Annotated in this window: 18 protein-coding genes; 9 read left to right on the top strand and 9 right to left on the bottom strand. The window is 62.2% G+C overall.

Annotated features, from left to right (window positions below; all coding sequences use genetic code 11):
- Window positions 1-91: 91 nt before the first annotated feature.
- Window positions 92-1183, bottom strand: a complete 1092-nt coding sequence (locus BM160_RS10250; protein WP_092004451.1) for a serine hydrolase domain-containing protein — start codon at window positions 1181-1183, stop codon at window positions 92-94.
- A gap of 390 nt (window positions 1184-1573) precedes the next feature.
- On the opposite strand from BM160_RS10250, the gene alaS reads away from it, so the two are divergent.
- Complete coding sequence (alaS, locus tag BM160_RS10245; RefSeq protein WP_092004448.1) at window positions 1574-4198, top strand: alanine--tRNA ligase; 2625 nt, start codon at window positions 1574-1576, stop codon at window positions 4196-4198.
- A 98-nt stretch (window positions 4199-4296) separates the two neighbouring features.
- Here the strand turns inward: alaS and egtD are convergent, their stop codons facing one another.
- Window positions 4297-5316, bottom strand: a complete 1020-nt coding sequence (gene egtD, locus BM160_RS10240; RefSeq protein ID WP_092004613.1) for an L-histidine N(alpha)-methyltransferase — start codon at window positions 5314-5316, stop codon at window positions 4297-4299.
- A gap of 194 nt (window positions 5317-5510) precedes the next feature.
- Here egtD and BM160_RS10235 point away from each other — a divergent pair, with 194 nt between their 5' ends.
- Together BM160_RS10235 and BM160_RS10230 are read left to right on the top strand one after the other, a co-directional pair.
- Window positions 5511-6059, top strand: coding sequence for a TlpA family protein disulfide reductase (locus tag BM160_RS10235; RefSeq protein WP_092004446.1), 549 nt, complete (start codon window positions 5511-5513; stop codon window positions 6057-6059).
- Between the two features lie 148 nt (window positions 6060-6207).
- Window positions 6208-7317, top strand: coding sequence for a transglutaminase-like domain-containing protein (locus tag BM160_RS10230; RefSeq protein ID WP_092004443.1), 1110 nt, complete (start codon window positions 6208-6210; stop codon window positions 7315-7317).
- Window positions 7318-7323: 6 nt separating this feature from the next.
- On the opposite strand, the gene BM160_RS10225 is transcribed toward BM160_RS10230, so the two are convergent.
- Window positions 7324-7572 (bottom strand): LbetaH domain-containing protein, encoded by a 249-nt coding sequence (locus tag BM160_RS10225; protein ID WP_092004440.1) that lies wholly within the window; start codon window positions 7570-7572, stop codon window positions 7324-7326.
- 47 nt (window positions 7573-7619) lie between these two features.
- Between BM160_RS10225 and BM160_RS10220 the strand changes: the two genes are divergently transcribed.
- Complete coding sequence (locus BM160_RS10220) at window positions 7620-8393, top strand: 2-amino-5-chloromuconate deaminase CnbZ (RefSeq protein ID WP_092004437.1); 774 nt, start codon at window positions 7620-7622, stop codon at window positions 8391-8393.
- Window positions 8394-8430: 37 nt separating this feature from the next.
- Here BM160_RS10220 and BM160_RS10215 read toward each other — a convergent pair whose 3' ends face one another.
- The 5 genes from BM160_RS10215 to BM160_RS10195 all read right to left on the bottom strand — a co-directional run bounded on the left by BM160_RS10215 (window position 8431) and on the right by BM160_RS10195 (window position 13221).
- Window positions 8431-9333, bottom strand: a complete 903-nt coding sequence (locus BM160_RS10215; protein ID WP_177218978.1) for an RluA family pseudouridine synthase — start codon at window positions 9331-9333, stop codon at window positions 8431-8433.
- 2 nt (window positions 9334-9335) lie between these two features.
- Window positions 9336-10085, bottom strand: coding sequence for a tRNA (guanosine(46)-N7)-methyltransferase TrmB (gene trmB / locus BM160_RS10210; protein WP_092004432.1), 750 nt, complete (start codon window positions 10083-10085; stop codon window positions 9336-9338).
- Window positions 10078-11070, bottom strand: coding sequence for a tRNA glutamyl-Q(34) synthetase GluQRS (gene gluQRS / locus BM160_RS10205; RefSeq protein WP_092004429.1), 993 nt, complete (start codon window positions 11068-11070; stop codon window positions 10078-10080). The genes trmB and gluQRS overlap by 8 nt, the downstream gene beginning before the upstream one ends.
- A 27-nt stretch (window positions 11071-11097) precedes the next feature.
- A complete protein-coding gene (locus tag BM160_RS10200) occupies window positions 11098-12174 on the bottom strand; it encodes an NAD(P)/FAD-dependent oxidoreductase (protein ID WP_143093218.1) in 1077 nt (358 codons plus the stop codon).
- A gap of 99 nt (window positions 12175-12273) precedes the next feature.
- Window positions 12274-13221, bottom strand: coding sequence for a LysR family transcriptional regulator (locus BM160_RS10195; protein WP_092004426.1), 948 nt, complete (start codon window positions 13219-13221; stop codon window positions 12274-12276).
- Window positions 13222-13335: 114 nt separating this feature from the next.
- Here BM160_RS10195 and BM160_RS10190 point away from each other — a divergent pair, with 114 nt between their 5' ends.
- The 5 genes from BM160_RS10190 to BM160_RS10170 all read left to right on the top strand — a co-directional run bounded on the left by BM160_RS10190 (window position 13336) and on the right by BM160_RS10170 (window position 16522).
- The gene (locus BM160_RS10190; RefSeq protein ID WP_092004423.1) at window positions 13336-14037 is read left to right on the top strand and encodes a pirin family protein; all 702 of its coding nucleotides are present in this window, start codon (window positions 13336-13338) and stop codon (window positions 14035-14037) included.
- Window positions 14038-14146: 109 nt separating this feature from the next.
- A complete protein-coding gene (locus BM160_RS10185; protein WP_092004420.1) occupies window positions 14147-14557 on the top strand; it encodes a DoxX family protein in 411 nt (136 codons plus the stop codon).
- Between the two features lie 99 nt (window positions 14558-14656).
- Window positions 14657-15211 carry a flavodoxin family protein gene (locus tag BM160_RS10180; protein WP_092004416.1) on the top strand — a complete coding sequence of 185 codons (555 nt, stop codon included), beginning with the start codon at window positions 14657-14659 and terminating at the stop codon, window positions 15209-15211.
- A gap of 31 nt (window positions 15212-15242) precedes the next feature.
- Window positions 15243-15650 carry an OsmC family protein gene (locus BM160_RS10175; RefSeq protein ID WP_092004413.1) on the top strand — a complete coding sequence of 136 codons (408 nt, stop codon included), beginning with the start codon at window positions 15243-15245 and terminating at the stop codon, window positions 15648-15650.
- Entirely contained in the window at window positions 15647-16522 is an 876-nt protein-coding gene (locus BM160_RS10170) for a pirin family protein (protein ID WP_092004409.1), read from the top strand. The genes BM160_RS10175 and BM160_RS10170 overlap by 4 nt, the downstream gene beginning before the upstream one ends.
- Window positions 16523-16555: 33 nt before the next feature.
- Here the strand turns inward: BM160_RS10170 and BM160_RS10165 are convergent, their stop codons facing one another.
- Complete coding sequence (locus tag BM160_RS10165) at window positions 16556-17314, bottom strand: sulfurtransferase (protein ID WP_092004607.1); 759 nt, start codon at window positions 17312-17314, stop codon at window positions 16556-16558.
- Window positions 17315-17377 lie beyond the last annotated feature (63 nt).

Below are 17377 nucleotides of genomic sequence, written 5' to 3'. Positions count from 1 at the left end.
TGCGGGATGCCGGGAGAGGGTCTTCATAGAGCTACTTTCCAGACGTTACGATTGTAGCTTTATGTAACAAAATCATGCAAAAAATGCATGATTACTGTTGTTTTAAGTAGGCCTTTACCGCGCGCACCACGAGGTCGGGTTCGTCGGACTGAAAGTCGCCATTGGTCAGGAACACCACGCTCACGCCGAGCTTGGGGATGTACCAGGTGTCGGCGTTAAAGCCCGAGATCGAGCCGTTGTGCCCCCAGGCCTCGCCCCAGGGCGTTTCCTGGACCGTGCAGCCCAGGCCGTAACCGCTGCCCCTGTCTTCCTCCTGCGCGCTGCACATCTGCGCCACGGTTTTGCGCGGCAGCAGCTTGCCGTCGCGAAACAGGGCGAGCAAAAAGGCCTCGTAGTCGGCGGCTGTCGTGACCACTGCGCCGTCGCCGGTGATGGCGCTCCAGCCGGAATAACTGACGTTTTGCCGTTTGCCCTGTTCATTGACGCTGTAGCCATGGGCCAGCCCGCTGGCTTCCTGGCGCGTAGCTATGGTGGTGGAGGGCATGCCGACGCGCTCAAAAATCCGCTTTTGCACAGCCTGGGCGTAGCTGAGTCGGTCGGCCTGGCTGATCAGCTGGCCCAGCAAGACATAGTTGGTGTTGGTGTAGATGTGTTCGCGGCCTGGGCGTGCCTGGGCTTTTTCGCCAAAGGCAAAGGCCAGCGATTCTTCGGCGCTCCAGCGCTTCTCGGGCTGCTCGGCCGCTTCGCTTTCGAAGTCGTCGGTGAAGTACTCGGCCAGGCCGGAGCGGTGCTGCAGCAACTGCTCTACCGTGACGGTCTGGATGTTGCGCAGCTTGGCGATGCCGGGCACGCTTTTCACCCAGGGAAACACCGGGTCGGCCAGTTTGAAGCGCTGCTCCTGCACCATTTGCAGCGTGGCCGCCGCGGTGACCAGCTTGCCGCTGGAGGCGATGTAAAAGCGGGTTTGCGGCGTCATGCGCTCGCGGGTTTTCAAATCGGCAAAGCCGGCGGCCACCACTTCGCGCCCCTGCGGGCCAGACACCAGCAAGACGGCGCCCGGCAGTTTTTCCTGTTTCACCAGACGATCGAGAAAAGGCTGGAGCGGCGCCGCCAGGATGCGCGCCGGCACAACAGCCGCCATCAGAGCGGCCAAGGCCAGGCCCAGCACTTGCGGGCGCGTCATTTGAGCCTGTTGCCTAGGTACAGGTATTTCAGTAAGGCGAGAGGGGAGCTTGTCATGATTGGCCAGTGAAGTTATTAAAAATGACAGGTAACAGGGCGGGGCTGACGGATGGGAGCGGCATGGCCCGAACGCCCGGTTGGCTTGTCCTTGGCTCAGATTGTCGGAACTTCGTCTGAGTCTGCAATACGCATTTGCCTGGGATGCCAGAGGCCGACGGCTTGGCTGTCGCGGCGTGAATCAGACAGGTCATCATTGAGTGTGGGCTGGGCCGACGACGGGACGCCGTTGTGTTTTCTGGCCACCCTCAAAGCCGCCTAAAATCAGCAGCTTGCCTGCATTTTGCAGTTGCCTAGTAGCGTTCCTGCCATTTCATCAGAGTTAATCCACACCATGAGCACACCCGCCTTTACCGTTGCCGACATCCGCAAGACGTTCCTCGACTTCTTTGCCTCCAAAGGCCACACCGTGGTGCCGTCCAGCTCGCTGGTGCCGGGCAACGACCCGACCCTGATGTTTACCAACTCGGGCATGGTCCAGTTCAAGGACGTGTTCCTGGGCAGCGACAAGCGTCCCTACGTACGTGCGGCCTCGGTGCAGGCCTGCTTGCGCGCCGGCGGCAAACACAACGACCTGGAAAACGTCGGCTACACCGCGCGCCACCACACTTTCTTTGAAATGCTGGGCAACTGGAGCTTTGGTGACTACTTCAAGCGCGAGTCGCTGAAATGGGCCTGGGAGCTGCTGACCGAGGTCTACAAGCTGCCGGCCGATCGCCTGCTGGCGACCGTCTACGAAGAAGACGACGAGGCCTACGACATCTGGACCAAGGAAATCGGCCTGCCGCCCGAGCGCGTGATCCGCATCGGCGACAACAAGGGCGGGCGCTACAAGTCCGACAACTTCTGGATGATGGCCGATACCGGCCCCTGCGGCCCGTGCTCGGAAATCTTCTATGACCACGGCGACCACATCCCCGGCGGCCCACCCGGCAGTCCCGATGAAGACGGCGACCGCTTCATCGAGATCTGGAACAACGTGTTCATGCAGTTCGACATGGCGGCCGACGGCAGCGTGACCAAGCTGCCCGCGCCCTGCGTGGATACCGGCATGGGCCTGGAGCGCCTGGCTGCCATCTTGCAGCATGTGCACAGCAACTACGAGATTGATATTTTTGCCGCGCTGATCAAGGCCGCTTCCCGCGAAACCGGCGAGCAGGATCTGGACAACAAATCGCTGCGCGTGATTGCCGACCACATCCGCGCCACCGCCTTCCTAGTGAGCGATGGCGTCAATCCGTCCAACGAGGGCCGCGGCTATGTGCAGCGCCGCATCATCCGCCGTGCCATTCGCCATGGCTACAAGCTGGGCAAGAAAACGCCGTTCTTTCACAAGCTGGTGGCCGATCTGGCCGGCTTGATGGGCGATGCCTATCCACGGCTCAAGAGCGATGAAAAACGCATCACCGAAGTGCTGCGGGTGGAGGAAGAGCGCTTTTTCGAAACGCTGGAAATCGGCATGCAGATTCTGGACGGTGCTTTGGCCGACGGCGTCAAGGTGCTGCCGGGCGACGTAGCCTTCAAGCTGCACGACACCTACGGTTTTCCGCTGGACCTGTCCGCCGACGTTTGCCGCGAACGCGGCCTGAGCGTCGATGAGGCCGGTTTTGCCGTGGCCATGGACAAGCAAAAAGCCCAGGCCAGGGCCGCCGGCAAGTTCAAGATGGACCGCGCGCTGGAGTACAGCGGTGCGGGCAACAACTTCAGCGGCTACGAGCTGCTGGAAGAGCCGGCCCAAGTCGTCGCCCTGTACGCCGATGGCGTGGCCGTGCCGGCCCTGAACGCCGGACAAAGCGGCGTCGTGGTGCTCAATACCACGCCTTTCTACGCCGAAAGCGGCGGCCAGGTCGGCGACCAGGGCCGTTTGACGGCGGGCGCCACCAGCTTCGCAGTGGAAGACACGCTGAAGATCAAGGCCGATGTGTTTGGCCACCACGGCACCCTGGAGCAGGGCAGCTTGAAAGTCGGCGATGCCGTGACGGCACAAGTCAACACGGCAGTGCGCGCCGCCACCGTGCGCAACCACAGCGCCACGCATTTGATGCACAAGGCCTTGCGCGAAGTGCTGGGCGATCACGTGCAGCAAAAGGGTTCGCTGGTCAATGCCGAGCGCACGCGTTTTGACTTTGCGCACAACGCGCCTGTCACCGACGCTCAGATCCGCGAGATCGAGGCCCGCGTCAATGCGGAAATTCTCTCCAACGTGGCGACCGACGCCAGCGTGATGGACATGGAAGCGGCCCAGAAGACGGGCGCCATGATGTTGTTCGGCGAGAAGTACGGCGAGACCGTGCGCGTGCTCAGCATTGGCTCCAGCAAGGAGTTGTGCGGTGGCACCCATGTCGGCCGCACCGGCGACATCGGCCTGTTCAAGATCGTCGGTGAAAGCGGCGTGGCCGCCGGCGTGCGTCGTGTCGAAGCGGTGACGGGCGAAAACGCGCTGGCGTATTTGCAGTCGCTGGAGTCCACCGTGCAGTCCGCTGCCGGCTCGCTCAAGGCCAGCCCCAGCGAGTTGCAAAACCGCATCGGCCAGGTGCTGGACCAGGTCAAGGCGCTGGAAAAAGAGGTGTCCGCGCTCAAGGGCAAGCTGGCTTCCTCGCAGGGCGACGAGCTGATGCTGCAGGCGGTGGATGTCAAGGGCTTGAAGGTGCTGGCTGCGCGCCTTGAAGGCGCCGACGCCAAGACCCTGCGCGACACCATGGACAAGCTCAAGGACAAGCTCAAGACCGCCGTCATCGTGCTGGCCACGGTGGATGGCGCCAAGGTGCAAATCGCCGCCGGCGTCACCAACGACAGCGTGGGCAAGGTCAAGGCCGGCGAGCTGGTCAACTTTGTCGCCCAGCAAGTCGGCGGCAAGGGCGGCGGCAAGGCCGACATGGCCATGGCCGGTGGCACCGATGCGTCCAACCTGGATAGCGCACTGCAATCGGTGCAGGCCTGGGTGAACGAACGCGCCTGAGTTGGCGGGTGGGGCCGGTTAGCTATTTAATTAATAGCTGCTTGCGCTTGCGGTGATTGGGCTGGAGGCACTTTTTATTCATAAATTGTGCCTGTGGCCTATACTGCCGCCCAGAACACGGCAAACCAGTGCTTGGGGTCTATCCAGTACTCGACGTGCTCGAACCCGGCACTGTGCATCAGGGCTGTCATGCCCTCCAGCGTGTACTTGTAGGAGTTTTCGGTGTGTATGCGCTCACCGGCCTGGAACCGGCGCTCATGGCTGGGCCAGCGCACGCTCAGGTTGCACATCGCCTCCAGGTGCATTTCAATGCGCGACTGGGCCGCGTTGTACAGCGCCACATGGCGCCATTGGCGAACATCAAAATCCGACTGCAGCAGATCGTTGACGTTGAGCAGCAGGTTTTTGTTGAAGGCTGCCGTCACGCCCAGCCCATCGTCGTAAGCGGCCTCCAGCGTGGCTCTATCCTTGACCAGATCAATGCCCAGCAGCAGGCCACGCGCCCTGCCTTGCGCCGGGTCGGCAAGGTGCTGCAAGAACTGCAAAGCCGCCTCGGGCGAGAAGTTGCCCAGGCTGGAGCCGGGGTAGAAAAACACCCGGTCGTGGGGTTGCACCGCGTCAGGCAAGACCAGCCTGGCCGAGAAGTCCAGGCCCAGACCGATGATGTCCAGCGCCGGAAAAGCGCTCTGCACCCGTTCGGCCGCAACCCGCAAAAAATCCACCGAAATATCCACCGGCACATACTGGCGCGGCGCCAGATGCGGAATCAGCGCCATGGCCTTGGCGCAGTTGCCGGCGCCCAGATCTATCAGGCAGGCTTGGCTGATGCCGCTGCGGACAAGCGCACTGGCCATCAGCCGCTGGGAGGCCTCAAAAATAGCGGCTTCGGTGCGGGTCGGGTAGTACTCGGCAAGCTCGGTGATGGCTTCAAACAGTTTGGAGCCCAGCGCGTTGTAAAAGAATTTGGGCGCGACGCTGGCCGACTCGGCACACAGCCCGGCCGTCAGTTCCTGCGCCATGCTAAGGCCCGGCCCCGGCTGCCCTTCGCTTTGATAATCAATGAAGCGCGGGGAAGCCGGCGCCAGCGACAGGTCGGGGATGTTGAGGGGAAGTTTCAAGATGGGCCTAGTTGCATGGGTGTCAAAGTAGATGTAAAAAAAACCGTTTGGCAATGGCGTTTGTAGGACTTAATCGCCTGGAAGGCAAGCGTCGGCCAGGCTTTGCTACCCTTGGGGCCTTGGTTTTCCTTGCGTGTGCTTTCTCGCAAAAATCATTACCCTTGTTGCCCTATCTTTCGCGATCCAGCCTGCCCATGCCCACAACCAGCTTTTCCCGCCGCGCTTTTCTGCAAACGACGCTGGTGACCGCCAGCGGCGCAGCCCTTGTGCCTGCGACCCAGGCCCAGGGCCTCACCGGCCCGGCCTATGAGGTCTCCAAATGGTCAGGTCCGGTGTCGGCGTTTGAGCTGCTGGACACCACCGGCAAGACCTGGCGCCTGGCCGATCTGCGCGGCCGCGCCGTGTTGCTGAATTTCTGGGCCAGCTGGTGCGAGCCCTGCCGGGCCGAGATGCCCACCTTGCAGCAGGTGGCCGACCTTTATGGCCCCGACAAGCTGCTGGTGCTGGCCATCAACTTCAAGGAGCCGGCCGCGCGCGCGCTTCAGTTTGCCAAAAGCACCGGTGTGAGTCTGCCGGTGCTGCTTGATCTCAAGGGCCAGCAGGCGCGCCAGTGGGGCGTGAAGGTGTTTCCCACCACCCTGACGCTGGACCACAAGGGGCAGCCGCGCCACCGCGTGCAGGGTGAGGTGGACTGGACCGACAGCGCCGCCGACAAGCTGATTGCCGGCCTGCTCAAACCCTGAGCCGGTGTAGAAATCAGCGACCAGGCCAGCTGCTGCTGGCAGCAGCGATAATTGCAGCGCCACTTGGTGGCAACACATCCGGGCGCACCTTTACCTGCCCCCGTGCATGTGACCCTCTCATTTCTCACTCCTTTTCGGAGAGCTTCTCATGACCACCGTACGCCGTACCTTTCTCAAGAGCACTGCCGTCGCCGCTGTTGCTGCTGCCTTGCCCTCCCTCAATTTCGCCCAGGCGCCGGCCCGTGGCCATTTCGCCCCCCAAAGTGGCGCATGGCGCACCTTCGAGGTGACGACCCGGGTGGACATTCCCAAGCCCGAAGGCGCGACCCGCGTGTGGCTGCCGATTCCCTCGGTCAACAGCGACTACCAGCGCTCGCTGGAAAGCAGCTTTTCCAGCAATGGCACGGGCAAGTTCATGCAGGACGGCCAGGATGGCGCCAAGATGCTCTATGTTGAATTCGCCGCCAGCGAAGCCAAGCCCTTTGTCGAGCTGACCAGCCGCGTGCAGACCCAAGGCCGCGCCATGGATTGGTCGCAAAAAACCGCCAAGGCCGAAGACGCCGATACGCTGCGCTACTTCACCCGTCCCACGGCGCTGATCCCTACCGATGGCATCGTGCGCAAGACCGCGCTGGCCGCCACGCAGGGCGCCAAAACCGATGTTGAAAAAGCGCAAAAGCTCTATGACTGGATCGTGGCCAACACCTACCGCGAGCCCAAGGTGCGCGGCTGCGGCGAAGGCGACATCAAGACCATGCTGGAAACCGGCAATCTGGGCGGCAAATGCGCCGACCTGAACGCGCTGTTCGTCGGCCTGTGCCGCTCCGTGGGCATTCCGGCGCGCGATGTCTACGGCATCCGTCTGGTGCCCTCGGCCTTTGGCTACAAGGAGCTGTCGGGCAACCCGAGCAGCCTGAAGGGCGCGCAGCATTGCCGCTCCGAGGCCTACCTCAAGGGCTACGGTTGGGTCGCGATGGATCCGGCCGACGTGGCCAAGGTGATGCGCCTGGAAACCGCCGATTGGATCAAGAACACCTCCAACCCGGTGGTGGCCCCTGTTAACCAGGCGCTGTTCGGTGGCTGGGAAGGCAACTGGATGGCCTACAACACCGCGCATGACCTGGCCTTGCCCCATGCCAAGGGCGAAGCGCTGGGCTTTTTCATGTACCCCATCGCCGAGAACGCGGCCGGCCGTTTTGACTCCTACGCGCCCGATGATTTCAAATACCAGATCACGGCCAAAGAAATCAAGGCTTGAGGCTGACTAGCGTGGTGTTGCGTGCAACGCCGCGGCCAGGAGTCTTTGGGGCCTGGGACGGTGCAGCCATGCAACATGACTTGGTGCACCACCGCGACCCGTTTCCCAATCGTCGGGGGCATCCTTCTGCACATGGTTGGCCCCACTAATAATGGGTTCGTTGTCACCCCGAATGACGATGCCAAACCAGACGCTGCTGCGCTCGGCCAGTTTGACCTGGCCGATCAGGAAAATCGGGGCTTGTTGTTCAAACAAGCGGAGCCACTTCTCTCCTCTTTGCACAAATCTTCAAGGAGCTCTTCGTGTCAAACCAATCTCCCAGCCGGCCAGGCGCTTTGATCGACAACAGCGCAGGCAACTACAAGATTCTTCCGAGCGGTGCTGCCTATTGCTCCGGGATCGTTCCCGACCCGGGCTTCGAGGTGGTCCGCGTGGAGTTGCCGCGCTGGCTTCCGCTCGAGCAAGCGTATGCCTTCATCGAAACCCATCTCAAAAGCATCGGGCGCCCGGTTCAGGCGTTCTGCGGAATCGAACTGCGCGTCCCGGAACCTCTGACCTTCGACAAGTGGTCTTCCTTCAACGTTCCGTACCTCAAGCAGCTGCGCAAGTGGCGCCTGCTGTCCGGCGACTACAGTCTGGTTTGCCGGTCGAACATTGCGCTGGACCTTTATCCGCCCGCCGCCACGTCGATGTACGCCTTCAGCTACACCGTGCCCGCGACTTCGAAGGGGCTCACCTTCCTGCTCTCGGGACAGGCAGATATCGGACCGAACAACAAAGTCATTGCCGAAGGTGAGGTGGGACCCCAAGCCATGCAAAAGCGGACTCGTTTCACGATCGACACGGTTGGCGAGACACTGCAAAAGCTGGGGTTCTCATGGGCGGACACCACACGGGTCGCGCTGTTTCACGTCCACGACATTCCCGATCTCTGGGGCCCCGCGCTTCTCGGTGCGATGGGTGAGCCGATCCGTCGGGGAGTGCTCACCTATCGGGCGCGCCCGCCGATCGCGGGCGGGGAAGTGGAGCTCGAAGCACGCGCCATTCGGCAGGATCTGGTCTTGGCGACTTCCTAAGTCCGTACTCGAAAACCGTGCGCGGTGTGAGTCCGGTTCAGGCAAACGACAAACTGAGCCCGCTCTGAAACCGCCTGGCCTGACCGGTCAAGGGGTCGGTAAAGGCGATCGACTTGGCCAGCAGTTGTAGCGGCTGGCTGTAGTCGTCGTCGGGCGTCACTTCACGTGGCGGGTACATGCTGTCATTCTGAATCGGCAGGCCCAGCGCGTTCATGTGAACGCGCAACTGGTGCTTTTTTCCGGTAACGGGGCTTAGCGCATAGCGAGCCCTCTCGCCTTTGATTTCCAGCAGCTCAATCAAGGTTTCGCTATTCGGCTCGCCCGGCACTTCGCGCTGCCGGAAAAATGGCTCATCTTCTTCGATACGGGTTTTGCGCAGCAGCGGAAAGGTCTGGCCGGCTCGCCACGGGGCGATGGCTTCGTAATGCTTGCTGATGTCGCGTTGCCGAAATAAAGCCTGGTAGGCGTCACGCTCGGCGGGCTGGATGCAAAACAGCACCAGGCCAGCGGTTTCGCGGTCTATCCGATGCAGCGGTATCAGCGTGTCAATGCCCAACAGGTTTTTCAGCCGCACCAGCAGCGTTTCCTGCAGGTAGTGGCCGGAAGGCGTGACCGGCAGGAAATGCGGCTTGTCGGCCACCACCAGATGCGCGTCCTGAAACAGCACCGTGGCCTCGAAGGGAATGCGGGCCTCGCTGGGCAGGGCGCGGTAGTAGTACAGGCGCATGTGGCCACGGTAGGGCCGCTCGGCCGTGACGGCGGCGCCAAATTCATCGACCACCTCGCCGTCTCGCATGCGCTGCAGCCAGGTGGCCCGCGTGATGGCAGGAAAACGCTGCACCAGGAACTCGGTGAAGGTCGGCCAGTCACCTGCCGGCAGGCCGACGCAGCTCGGGCTGACGCCGTGCCGCGTGGGCAGGCCGCCGTGGGCAGCGAGCATGCTCACACCCGCGTGAACACCACGTCCCAGACGCCGTGGCCCAGTTTGATGCCGCGGTTTTCAAACTTGGTCAGCGGCCGATAGTCTGGCTTGGGCGCGTAGCCGCCATTAGCAGTGTCGGCCGTGTTTTGCAGCAAGGCTTCGGCGCTCAGGACTTCGAGAATCTGTTCGGCATAGGGCTGCCAGTCGGTGGCGCAGTGCAGGTAGCCGCCGGGTTTGAGGCGGGCCGCCAGCTTGGCAATCAGCGGGGCCTGGATCAGCCGGCGCTTGTTGTGTTTTTTCTTGTGCCATGGGTCGGGGAAAAAAATGTGCGCGCCGTCCAGGCTGGCCAGCGGCAGCATGTTGTCAATCACTTCCACGGCATCGTGCTGCAGGATGCGGATGTTGCCGAGCGCCTGCTCATCAATGCGCTTGAGCAGTGCGCCCACGCCGGGCGTGTGCACTTCGCAGCAGAGGAAGTTTTTTTCCGGCATCAGGGCGGCGATGTGGGCGGTGGCTTCGCCCATGCCAAAGCCGATTTCCAGAATGGTGGGCGCGCTGCGCTGGTAGACGGCCGCGTAGTCCATGGCCTGCCCGCTGTAGCTCAGCAGGAATTTGGGACCGACATCGGCAAAGGCCTTGGCCTGGCCTAGCGTGGTGCGGCCGGTGCGCCGCACGAAGCTGCGTATGGTGCGGTGGTGGCTTGGGTCACCGGGAGCGCCTTCAGGCACGGCAGGCGGGATGGGCGGGTTGGAGGAGGAAGTATCAATCACCCGCCAATTTTAGTCGGCTTGCCCACAGCGGCACGGCTTGCTCTAACCAGTCGGCCGGTGTGTCGGCTTGTATGCCGCCTGGCAGGCCCAGCGCCAGGCCAGCTTGCTGCAACAGTTGCAGCGGCTGGCGGGTGTCCAGCGCCTGGGCGCCGTTTTGCTTGGACAGCTTTTCGCCGTTCGCTCCCAGCACCAGCGGCGTGTGCAGGTAGCGCGGCGTGGGCAGGCCTAGGGCGCGCTGCAGCAAGATTTGCCGCGCCGTGTTGTCGGCCAGATCCTGACCGCGCACGATGTTGGTGATCCCTTGCTCGGCGTCGTCCACCACCACGGCCAGCTGGTAGGCCCAGAAACCATCGGCCCGCTTGAGCACGAAGTCGCCGACCTCGCGGTCGACATTCTGCGTTTGCGCGCCCAGCAGCCGGTCTTGCCACTGCACCTGAGACGTCGACGAGGTCGTTGTTTGAATGCTGATTGCTACTGTTTTTGTAGCTTCTTGCGCTTGTGCTGATTGGGCTGGAGGCGTATTTTGCTTAAATTTTTCGGTGTGAAAGCGCCAGGCCCGCGCCGCCCGGCCTTGCAGGCCCAGGCGGCAGGTGCCGGGGTAGACCAGTTCGCCATGGCGTTGCCGCGACTGCCCGGCAGCGGCCAGCGCCTGGGCGATGTCCTGGCGCGTGCAGGCGCAGGGATAGGCCTGGCCCTGGCCAAGGAGTTGATTCAAGGCTTGCTGGTAGAGGGCAGAGCGCTGCGACTGGTAAACCGGTGCTTCGTCTGGCAGCAGGCCGCAGGCCGCCAACTGCTCAAGAATGGTTTGTGCCGCTCCGGGCACGCAGCGCGGCGTGTCCACGTCCTCAATCCGAATCAGCCACTGGCCGTGGTGCGCCCGCGCATCCAGCCAGCTGGCCAGTGCTGCGACCAGTGAGCCGGCGTGCAGCGGGCCGGTCGGTGAGGGTGCGAATCTGCCTCTATAAAACCCAAACCCCACCGTCACCGCCTCGTGCAATTCAAGAATTAAAAATCAAAGAATGGCCAAAGCCATTTCCAGGCCGGACACAAAACCGTCTTCCACCCGGTGGCCCAGGCACCAGTCACCGCAGACGCCGATACGCGATTTGTCATCCCAGGCGTGGCTTTTGCCCAGCGGCTCCATGGTTTGGGCATGGCGCCAGCGATGCACCTCGGCATGCGACGGCTCTGCGCGTATACCGGTGACCTCCGAGAAGGCCTTGAGCAGCTTGGCCTTGACGCGCGCGTCGTCGTCTTCCAGGTGGCGCTGCGACCACTCGGGGTTGGCCTGCACGGTCCAGCGTTCAACCGGGCCGCGCCCGGGCTTGGAAGATTCTCTGGCCAGCCAGGCAATGCGGTGATGGGTGCTGCGCGCCGCGTTCCATTGCGGCCCGATGTGGGCCAGATGAGGGTGGGGCGCGTGTGGAAAGGCCAGCATCAGGGTCCAGCATGGCGCCACGCTGACCTTGCCCAGCGCCTTCACCATCGCTTTGCCCTGCCGCGAGCTTTGCAGCAAGGCCTGCGCCTGGGCCGCCGGTATCGCCAGCACCACGTCGTCAAAGCCCGAGTGCACGCGGCTGCCGTTGCCGACGCCTTCGGTTTGCAATTGCCAGCGCTGTGGCTCCAGCTTGTCGGCCTCAATGCTTATGACTTCAGTTTCCAGTAGCAGCGAGCCGCTGGTCTTCAGGGGCTCGGCCCAGTGTTTGACCAGGGCATTCATGCCGGGGGAGGCGACCCAGTGGGCTTCCTTGGGCGGCAGTGCCGAGGCCACCACGCGCCCGAACTCGTCAAGAATGCGAACGGTGTTGGTGCTCCAGGGTCGCACCAGCCCGTTGGCCGTGCTCAGCGCCTTCTCAAAACGCGCATCACGCACGGTGAAGTATTGCGTGCCATGGTCAAAACCGCCAAACCCGGTGTCACGGGTCGCCATGCGCCCGCCCGTTCCCTGGTTTTTCTCGAAGACGGACACGCGGTGGCCGGCTTGCACCAGCGTGCGCGCGCAAGCGATGCCGGCGATGCCGGAACCGATCACGGCGATATGGCGCGATGCGGAGTTTTCAGAAGCGCGGGGGCGGGATTTTTTGGTCATGTCTCTGTACTTTTTCTGAGTGGATAAAAAGGGCCGTGAACGAAAACCATGAGCACACTCTACACGCAGCCGCGACCCGTCTGGCGAGAAAGCGGTGATTTACAGGGACTGCTCGCGCTCCAGCAGCGCTTGGCGGGTGTTGGGATGACTCAGTTGCTCAAGCCACCACTGCAGAGCGCGCCCCTCAATGCCGTCGTCGCTGCGGCGCCAGGCATAGCTGAGTGGGATCAGGCGGGGCGCCCGCTGCATCCTTTTCTCCACCAGCCGGCCGCTGGCGATATGCGGGCGCGCCAGGTGCTCCGGCAAAAAACCACCGCCCAGGCCGCGCAGCTGGGCATAGAGTTTTTCCTGCATGCCGGGCACGGTGAATATGTCCTGGCCGCCCAGCAGTCCCACCGTCACGCCGCTGCCACGCTGCACCGAATCGGCCACGGCCACCGCGCGGTGCGGCATCAGCATGGCGTCGGTGACGGGCTCGGCGGCCTGGGCCAACGGGTGGTGCGGTGCCACCGCGTAGACGAAGTGCAGGGCGCCCAATGGCTTGCTTTGTATCGACTTGCTTGCCGAAGGTTCAATCGCCACGCCTATGGCCAGGTCGGCCTGGCCCGAGCTCAGAGCCTCAAACGTGCCAGACAGCGACTCTTCGCGGATCTTCAGGCGGGTGGGCGGGTTGAGTGCAAAAAAAGCTTCGCACAACTCCATCACGGTGGTGCGCGAGATCACGCTGTCAACGGCCAGGGTTAGCTGCGGCTCCCAGCCGGTCGCCACGCGCTTGACTCGGTTGGCGATGGCGTCGAGTTCCGCCAGCAGGCGGTTGCCTTCGCGCAGCAGCTCCTGGCCGGCCACGGTCAGCCTGGCCTGGCGCGAGGAGCGGTCAAACAGCAGCACATCGAGAACGTCTTCCAGCTGGCGAATGCGATAGGTGAGGGCGCTGGGCACCACGCCGAGCTCGCGCGCGGCTGCCGCCATGCTGCCGGTACGGTCCACGGCGCCTATCAGGGCAATGATTTCGGGCGTCAGCGAATTGCGGATCTGGTGATTGGCCATAAAACGATGATCATTCAAATAATTTGAATGATGCCATCAAACTTACGCAATCACCCGGCCACTGCCGAGTCCTACAGTAGAGCTATTGCAGACACCACTTGAAGGGAACGCGTCATGATGACTTTAAGAACTTCCAGCGAACGCGGCTACGCCGACCATGGCTGGCTCAAGTCTTTCCATTCTTTTTCCTTTGCCGGCTACTACGATTCGGCGCACATGGGCTTTGGCAACTTGCGCGTCATCAACGAAGACCGCATTGCGGCGGGCCGGGGTTTTGGCACCCATGGGCACAAGGACATGGAAATCATCAGCTATGTGCTGAGCGGTGAGCTGGCGCACAAGGATAGCATGGGCAACATCAAGGGCATACCGCCCGGTGATGTGCAGCGCATGAGCGCGGGCACTGGCGTGCAGCACAGCGAGTTCAACCACGCCGAGGGCCAGACCACGCATTTCCTGCAAATCTGGATAGAACCCAATGTGAGCGGCATTGCCCCCAGCTACGAGCAGAAAACCTTTGCCGATGCTGACAAGCGCGGCACGCTGCGGCTGGTGGCCTCACCCGATGGCGCGCAGGGCTCGGTGACGATTCATGCCGACGCCAGAATGTATGCGGGCCTGCTGGACGGTGACGAGGCCATCACGCTGGCGCTGGACCCCGCGCGCAAAACCTATGTGCATCTGGTTCGTGGCCAGCTCGAAGTCAACGGGCAACAGCTGCAAGCTGGCGATGCCGCCGCCCTGCAAGCCGAAAGCCGCTTGCAACTGGCCCATGGTCAATCGGCAGAAGTACTGGTCTTTGATCTGGCGCCCTGAGGTGCCGTCAGCTTCCGTGTAGGGAGTGGGCGTTGCTTCATAAGGCTTGCCTATCCTCATTTTTTAACCCATCATTTTCCCATTTACTTTTTTTAACAAAGGACTTTTCATGCTCGAATCTTTCAAAAACCCACTGGCGCTGGTTGGCCGTCTGCTCATGGCCTGGTTTTTTCTGCCCGCAGGCATCGCCAAGATCACCGGCTTTGCCGGTATGGTGGCTTATTCGGCTTCGGTGGGCCTGCCCATGCCCCAGGTCGGCACGGCCGTGGCATTGGTGGTTGAAGTCGTCGGTGGACTGGCATTGATCCTGGGCTTTGGCACCCGCTGGGCCGCGCTGGCTCTTGCCTTTTTCACGCTCGTGGCCAGCTTCTTTTTCCACGCCTATTGGGCGCTGCCCGCCGACCAGCAGATGATTCCTTCGCTGCTGTTCATGAAGAATATGGCCATCGTTGGTGGCTTGTTGAGCATCGCTGCCTGGGGTGCAGGCGACTGGAGCGTTGACGCCAAGCGCGGCAACTAAATCACTTTCTTCTGATAATGTCGCTCAATAGCGCCCGGGCGTTGTTGAGCGATTTTTTTTTGCGAACATCTTTAATACCCTTGGCTCAGGAGCATGAAAATGGCAGAAGTGGTGGTGGTTTACCACTCCGGATACGGCCATACCCAGCGCATGGCGCAAGCGGTGGCTGAGGGGGCTGGCGCGGAACTGCTGGTCATTGATGCCGACGGCCAGCTGCCCGAAGGCGGCTGGGATACGCTGCTGGCCGCCGACGCCATCATCATGGGTTCGCCCACTTACATGGGCAATGTCAGCTGGCAATTCAAGCGCTTTGCCGATGCCTCTTCCCGGATCTGGCAAAACCAAGCCTGGAAGGACAAGCTGTTTGCCGGCTTCACCAACAGTGCCGCCATGGATGGCGACAAGCTGTCAACGTTGAATTACCTTTTTACCCTGGCCATGCAGCATGGTGGCATCTGGGTCAGCCTGGGTGTGTTGCCCAGCAACAGCAAGGCGGCGCAGCGCAACGATGCCAACTACCTGGGGGCCTACAGCGGCGCCATGGCCCAGACGCCTTCCGACGCGGGTGCCGGTGAGATGCTTCCAGGCGACCTGGAGACGGCCCGGAATTTTGGCAAACGGGTGGCCGGCGTGGCGGGCAAATTTCAGCGTTAAAACCAGATGCACAAACCCATAGGAAGCCATCATGACAATCGAACTGAAACGCGACCGCTCGGCGGCAATGGCCCAGCATCTCACCATTCGCAGCCACGCGCTGCTGGTCGATGGAAGTGAGGCAGAAGGTGGTGCCGATGCCGGCCCCAGTCCGCATGATCTGTATGACGCCGCGCTGGGCGCCTGCAAGGCCTTGACGGTGATGTGGTACGCCCGAAAAAAAGGGATTCCCGTCGACGACATCCATACCGTGGTGGAGCGCGACGATTCGGCCGAGCGCGCCGGCGTGTACCGCCTCGCGGCCAAACTCAAAATACAGGGTGATTTGACGGACGCCCAGTTGCAGGAGTTGCAGGCGGTGGCGCACAAATGCCCTGTGCACAAGCTGATGACAGTGGTTAGCACCGAAATCACCACCCATGTGGAGCGTCTGTCATGAGCGTTCAACTCACATTGCGCGGGCACGACAAAGACCTGGGGGGCGGTTTTCTGGTGCGCCGCCTGTTGCCTGCCGCCCAGCGCCAGTCGGTGGGCCCATTTCTCTTTTTTGACCATTTCGGCCCGGTCAGCGTGCAGCCCGGCACCAACCATGACGTGCGGCCACACCCGCACATCGGACTGGCCACGGTGAGCTATCTGTTTGAGGGTGCCATCATGCACCGCGACAGCCTGGGCTCGGAGCAGCGCATAGAGCCAGGCGCCATCAACTGGATGACGGCCGGGCGGGGCATTGTGCACTCAGAGCGCGGTCCCGAGGACTTGCGCGGCCAGGCTTACCTCAACCACGGCTTGCAGCTGTGGGCGGCCTTACCTGAGGCTTATGAAGAGGTGGCGCCTGACTTTGTGCACACGCCGGCTGCGGCGATTCCCGTGCTGTCCATGGGTGGGGCACAGGTGCGGGTGCTGATAGGCGAGGCTTTTGGCCAGACATCGCCGGTCAAGACCTTTTCCAAAACCATTTACCTGGATATTGCGCTTGCCGCAGGCGCCAGCCTGGAATTGCCGGCGCTGGCCGCCGAGTTGGCGCTGTACTCCGTCGATGCCGACTTGATGGTGGACGGCGAGCCCGTCGCGGCGCACACCCTGGCCGTTCTGGCGCCCGGGGTGGCCGCGCAGATCAGTGCCAGCACCCCGGTGCGGCTAGTGGTGATAGGGGGCGACGCCCTGGAGGCGCGCCGCTTCATCTGGTGGAACTTTGTCTCCAGCCGCAAGGAGCGCATCGTTCAGGCTGGGGATGACTGGGTGGCGCAGAAGATGGGGCGGGTGGCCGGGGATGACGAGTTCATCCCTCTGCCTGAACGCAAGGCCTGATCTAAATCTCAGCGGCAGCTCAGGCCGCCGCCATCAAACGTCAGATGCCGCGGCCGCATCAATGCTTGGCTGGAGCGCCGCATCCACGGCCCGGCGCTGATCAAACACAAAGCAGTCACCGTCGTAATGGGCGTGACCGATGTCCTCAAAGTATTTCAGAATGCCGCCATCGAGCTGGTAAACATGGCTGATGCCGGCTTCCTGCATGTAGATAGCGGCTTTCTCGCAGCGAATGCCGCCGGTGCAAAAACTCACCACGGTCTTGCCCTGCAGCGCCTCACGGTGCTCCTGCACGGCTTGCGGAAACTCGGTGAACTTGGTGATGCGCCAGTCGATCGCGTTTTTAAAGGTCCCGACGTCAACCTCAAAGTCGTTCCTCGTGTCCAGCGTGACCACGGGCCGACCGCCATCGTCATGCCCGGCATCCAGCCAGCGCTTGAGTGTGGCGGCGTCAACCGCCGGAGCGCGACCCGCTGAGGGCCTGATGGCCGGGTGGTTCATGCGAATGATTTCGGGCTTGATTTTTACCAGCAGCTTGCGAAAGGGCTGGGCTGCCGACCAGCTTTCCTTGATCTCCAGGTCATTAAAACGGGTATCGGCCCGCAGCCATGCCAAAAAAGCATGAATGTCGCCGGGGCTGGCGGCCAGAAACAGGTTGATGCCTTCCTCGGCGAGTAGTACCGTGCCCTGGATGTTGAGGGGCTGCAGCTGGCCCTGCACGGCTGCCTGCAACTCGGGCAGGTGGTCCAGCGCAACAAATTTGTACGCTGCAATGTTCAGAATTTGCATGATGTGCCCAATTGTAGGCAAGCCGACCTGCCGCACAGCAGGGCATTGGCCCACTGGCCAGCCGGC

Source organism: Polaromonas sp. OV174 (genome assembly GCF_900112285.1).
Taxonomy (GTDB): Bacteria; Pseudomonadota; Gammaproteobacteria; order Burkholderiales; family Burkholderiaceae_C; genus Polaromonas.
The sequence above is the reverse complement of the archived record's forward strand: the minus strand, read 5'-3'. Positions and strand labels throughout refer to the sequence as shown.

Bases quoted from the DNA above. Each gene is read 5' to 3' on its own strand.
- BM160_RS10250 (WP_092004451.1), bottom strand. From the start codon at position 1,183: ATGACGCGCCCGCAAGTGCTGGGCCTGGCCTTGGCCGCTCTGATGGCG.
- alaS (WP_092004448.1), top strand. From the start codon at position 1,574: ATGAGCACACCCGCCTTTACCGTTGCCGACATCCGCAAGACGTTCCTC.
- BM160_RS10235 (WP_092004446.1), top strand. From the start codon at position 5,511: ATGCCCACAACCAGCTTTTCCCGCCGCGCTTTTCTGCAAACGACGCTG.
- BM160_RS10230 (WP_092004443.1), top strand. From the start codon at position 6,208: ATGACCACCGTACGCCGTACCTTTCTCAAGAGCACTGCCGTCGCCGCT.
- BM160_RS10215 (WP_177218978.1), bottom strand. From the start codon at position 9,333: ATGCTCGCTGCCCACGGCGGCCTGCCCACGCGGCACGGCGTCAGCCCG.
- BM160_RS10200 (WP_143093218.1), bottom strand. From the start codon at position 12,174: ATGACCAAAAAATCCCGCCCCCGCGCTTCTGAAAACTCCGCATCGCGC.
- BM160_RS10195 (WP_092004426.1), bottom strand. From the start codon at position 13,221: ATGGCCAATCACCAGATCCGCAATTCGCTGACGCCCGAAATCATTGCC.
- BM160_RS10190 (WP_092004423.1), top strand. From the start codon at position 13,336: ATGATGACTTTAAGAACTTCCAGCGAACGCGGCTACGCCGACCATGGC.
- BM160_RS10185 (WP_092004420.1), top strand. From the start codon at position 14,147: ATGCTCGAATCTTTCAAAAACCCACTGGCGCTGGTTGGCCGTCTGCTC.
- BM160_RS10180 (WP_092004416.1), top strand. From the start codon at position 14,657: ATGGCAGAAGTGGTGGTGGTTTACCACTCCGGATACGGCCATACCCAG.
- BM160_RS10175 (WP_092004413.1), top strand. From the start codon at position 15,243: ATGACAATCGAACTGAAACGCGACCGCTCGGCGGCAATGGCCCAGCAT.
- BM160_RS10170 (WP_092004409.1), top strand. From the start codon at position 15,647: ATGAGCGTTCAACTCACATTGCGCGGGCACGACAAAGACCTGGGGGGC.